A 3637-nucleotide genomic window follows, 5' to 3' on the forward strand; every position below is an offset into this window, starting at 1 on the left:
CAGCAGGGCCGGGGCGAGCCACGCGTCGCCCGCCAGCAGCACGAGGCCGACGCCCAGCCCGCCGACCGTGCCCTGCCCCTCGGCGCCGATGTTGAAGTGCCCGCAATGGAAGGCCACCGCCACCGCCAGCCCGGTGCAGATGAAGTTGGTCGTGTAGTACAGCGTGTAGCTCCACGCGAGCTCGCTGCCGAACGCGCCCTGCACCAGCAGCTGCACCGCGGTGAACGGGTTCTGCCCGATCGCCCAGACCACCAGGCCGGCGGCGAGCAGCGCCATCGCGACGTTCAGCACCGGCAGCAACAGCACGTCGATCCAGCGCGGCAGCACCGCAGGCACGTGCTTCATGCCGGCACCCCGGTCGCGCGGGCATCGCCCATCAGGCAGCCGAGCCGCGTCTCGTCCGCCTCGTCGCGCGCGACCTCGCCGGTGATGCGCCCGCCGCTCATCACGACGATGCGGTCGGACAGCGCGAGGATCTCGTCCAGCTCGGTCGACACCAGCAGCACCGCGCAGCCGGCATCGCGCAGCCCGACGATGCGGCGGTGGATGTATTCGATCGCGCCGATGTCGACGCCGCGCGTCGGCTGCCCGATCAGCAGCACGCGCGGCGCGCGCCGGAACTCGCGCGCGAGGATCAGCTTCTGCTGGTTGCCGCCGGAGAACTTCGACGACGCGAGCCGCTCGTTGCGCGGCCGCACGTCGAACTCCTCCATCATCTGCCGGCACTGCGTGCGCGCCTGCGCGCCGGCGATGAACGGGCCGCGCTGCAGCGCCGCGTCGTCCACATAGCCGAGCAGCGACGACTCCCAGGCCTCGAAGCCGAGCACCAGCCCGAGGCGGTGGCGGTCTTCCGGCACGTGCGCGATGCCGAGCTCGCGCAGCCGGTGCGGGTTGCCGGGATGGCTGGCGTCGATGTCGACCTGGCCACCGTCTTCGCGTGCGATGCGCAGCCGCCCCTGCTGCAGCGGCTGCAGCGTGCTCAGCAGCGCCAGCAGCTCGCTCTGCCCGTTGCCCGAGACGCCGGCCACGCCGACGATCTCGCCGGCATGCAGGTCGAGCGACACGTCCTGCAAGCGCAGCACGCCACCGGCATCGCGCCAGCTCAGGCCTTGCGCCTGCAACCGCAGCTCGCCGCGCTCGCGCGCGAGACGCGCGCCGGAGCGCTGCACCTGGCGGCCCACCATCAGCTCGGCCAGTTCGGCCTCGCTGGTCTGCGCGGTCTCGCGGTCGGCGACGACGCTGCCGCCGCGCATCACCGTGACGCGGTCGGTCACCGCCAGGATCTCCTTCAGCTTGTGCGTGATCAGCAGCACCGTGACGCCGCGCGCCTTCAGCGTGGCGAGCACGCGGAACAGCGCTTCGGTCTCCTGCGGCGTCAGCACGCCGGTCGGTTCGTCGAGGATCAGGATGCGCGCGCCGCGGAACAGCGCCTTCAGGATCTCGACCCGCTGCAGCACGCCCACCGGCAGCTCGGACACGCGGGCATCCGGGTCGACGACGMGCCCGAACTCCTGCTCCAGCCGCTGCAGCTCGCGGCGCGCCGCGGCCAGGCTCTTCGACAGCGCGAAGCCCTGCTCCGCACCGAGCACCACGTTCTCGAGCACGGTGAAGCGGTCGACCAGCATGAAGTGCTGGTGCACCATGCCGATGCCGTGCGCGATGGCGTCATGCGTGCCGCGCAGCGCGACCGGCTTGCCGTCGATCGCGATGCTGCCCTCGTCGGCCGGGTAGAAGCCGTAGAGGATGCTCATCAGCGTCGACTTGCCGGCACCGTTCTCGCCGACGATGCCGTGCACGCTGCCGCGCTGCACCGCGAGGTTCACGCCGCGGTTGGCGTGCACCGCGCCGAAGGTCTTGTGGATGCCGCTCAGTTCGACGGCGAGGTCGGGGCTCAAGGTGCGCAGTTTCAAGACATCAGTACTTGCAGCCGGCCTCGGGACTGTAGTTCGCAACCGATTGCTTGCCCGACACGATGTCGGCTTCCACCGCGGCGAGCTTCTTCTTCGTGTCGTCGCCCACGAGCTTCGCGTTGTATTGGTCCATCGCGAGGCCGACGCCCTGCTCCTTCAGACCGAGCACGACGAGGCCGGGCTTCCAGCTGCCGTTCTTCGCCGAGCTGACGAGGCCGTAGACCGCGTTGTCGACGCGCTTGAGCATCGACGACAGCATCGTGCCCGGCTGCAGGTGGTTCTGGTTGCTGTCGACGCCGATCGCGAGCTTGCCCTGGTCCTTGGCGGCCTGGTAGACGCCGATGCCGGTGCCGCCGGCGGCCGCGAAGACGACGTCGACGCCGCGCGAGAACTGGGCCTTCGCGAGTTCGCCGCCGCGCGTCGGGTCGCTCCAGGCCGACGGCGTCGTGCCGGTCATGTTGCTGACGACCTCGACCTTCGGGTTCGCGACCTTCGCGCCCTGCTCGTAGCCGCACTGGAAGCGGCGGATCAGCGGCACGTCCATGCCGCCGACGAAGCCGACCTTGCCCGACTTGCTGGTCGTCGCGGCCAGCCAGCCGGCGAGGAACGAGCCTTCCTGGTCCTTGAACAGCACCGATTGCACGTTGGGCTGCTTGACCTCGGAATCGATGATCGCGAAGTGCACCTTCGGAAATTCCTTGGCCACCTTCTCGAGCGCCGACGCATGGCCGAAGCCGACCGCGATCACCGGGTCCGACCCCTTCTGCGCCATGCGGCGCAGCGCCTGCTCGCGCTGGGTGTCGTTGGAGATCTCGAAGTCGAGGTAGGCGGTGCCGGTCTCCTTCTTGAAGCGCTCGATGCCGTTGTAGGCGGCTTCGTTGAACGACTTGTCGAACTTGCCGCCRGCGTCGTAGACGATGGCCGGTTCGGCCTGGGCGGCGATGGCGGTGGCCGCGAAGGCCAGGGTGAAGGCGATGCGCTTCATTCGTGGTGTCCCTGAAAAATGGTGCGGATCATTCTCGCAAGAAGCGTGCACATCAACGGCCATCGCGTGACGGGGAAACCCGTAGCCCGGATGCCAATCCGGGATGTGTCGGACCAACCCCGGACTGGCATCCGGGCTACAGGCGAAATCCGTCAGGCAGCAACTCGCCGGCCGTCGTTTCGCGGCGTGCGCCTGCCAGGTTCGTCAGCAGCACCGGCAATTGCGGGCCGCYAAGCTCGAACATCACCTGCCGGCACGCGCCGCACGGCGAGATCGGGCCCGGGGTGTCGCCGATCACCGCCAGCCGTGCGAAACCGTCGACCGGCACGCCGGCCGCGATCGCGGTGAAGAACGCCGTGCGCTCGGCGCAATTGCACAGGCCGTAGGACGCGTTCTCGACATTGCAGCCGTGGAACACACGGCCGTCGGCGGCCAGCAGCGCGGCACCGACGAAGAACTCGGAGTACGGCGCGTAGGCGGCATCGCGTGCCTGGCGAGCCTCGGCGATCAGGTCATCGTCGGTCATGGGGTCGTCCTGGTGATGTGTTCGGCGATCAGTGGTGTCGGTGCGGGCGCGTGGTCGGTGATTGCGCAGGCGCTGCGCACCGCGGCGATGGCTTCGTCGGCCTCGGCGGCCGTGCGCGCGTGCACCCGGGCGAGCGGCGCGCCCGCTTCTACGCGGGTGCCGATCGGCAGCAGGTCCGACAGGCCGACCGACGGGTCGATGGCGTCGCCGCTGCGG

Annotated in this window: 3 protein-coding genes and 2 pseudogenes; all 5 read right to left on the minus strand. The window is 69.8% G+C overall.

From position 1 onward, the window contains the following. Window positions 1–345: pseudogene (locus AC1D01_RS25145) on the minus strand (ABC transporter permease); the annotation flags it as partial. After that, entirely contained in the window at window positions 342–1910 is a 1569-nt protein-coding gene (locus AC1D01_RS25150; protein ID WP_477871215.1) for an ABC transporter ATP-binding protein, read from the minus strand. The pseudogene AC1D01_RS25145 and the gene AC1D01_RS25150, both read right to left, overlap by 4 nt. Window positions 1911–1914: 4 nt before the next feature. Further along, a complete protein-coding gene (locus AC1D01_RS25155) occupies window positions 1915–2895 on the minus strand; it encodes a BMP family lipoprotein (protein ID WP_477871217.1) in 981 nt (326 codons plus the stop codon). Between the two features lie 136 nt (window positions 2896–3031). After that, window positions 3032–3421, minus strand: a complete 390-nt coding sequence (locus AC1D01_RS25160; protein WP_477871219.1) for a cytidine deaminase — start codon at window positions 3419–3421, stop codon at window positions 3032–3034. Beyond that, a pseudogene (locus AC1D01_RS25165) lies at window positions 3418–3637 on the minus strand (thymidine phosphorylase); the annotation flags it as partial. The gene AC1D01_RS25160 and the pseudogene AC1D01_RS25165, both read right to left, overlap by 4 nt.

The sequence above is a fragment of the Rhizobacter sp. P3_B12 genome (assembly GCF_056402895.1).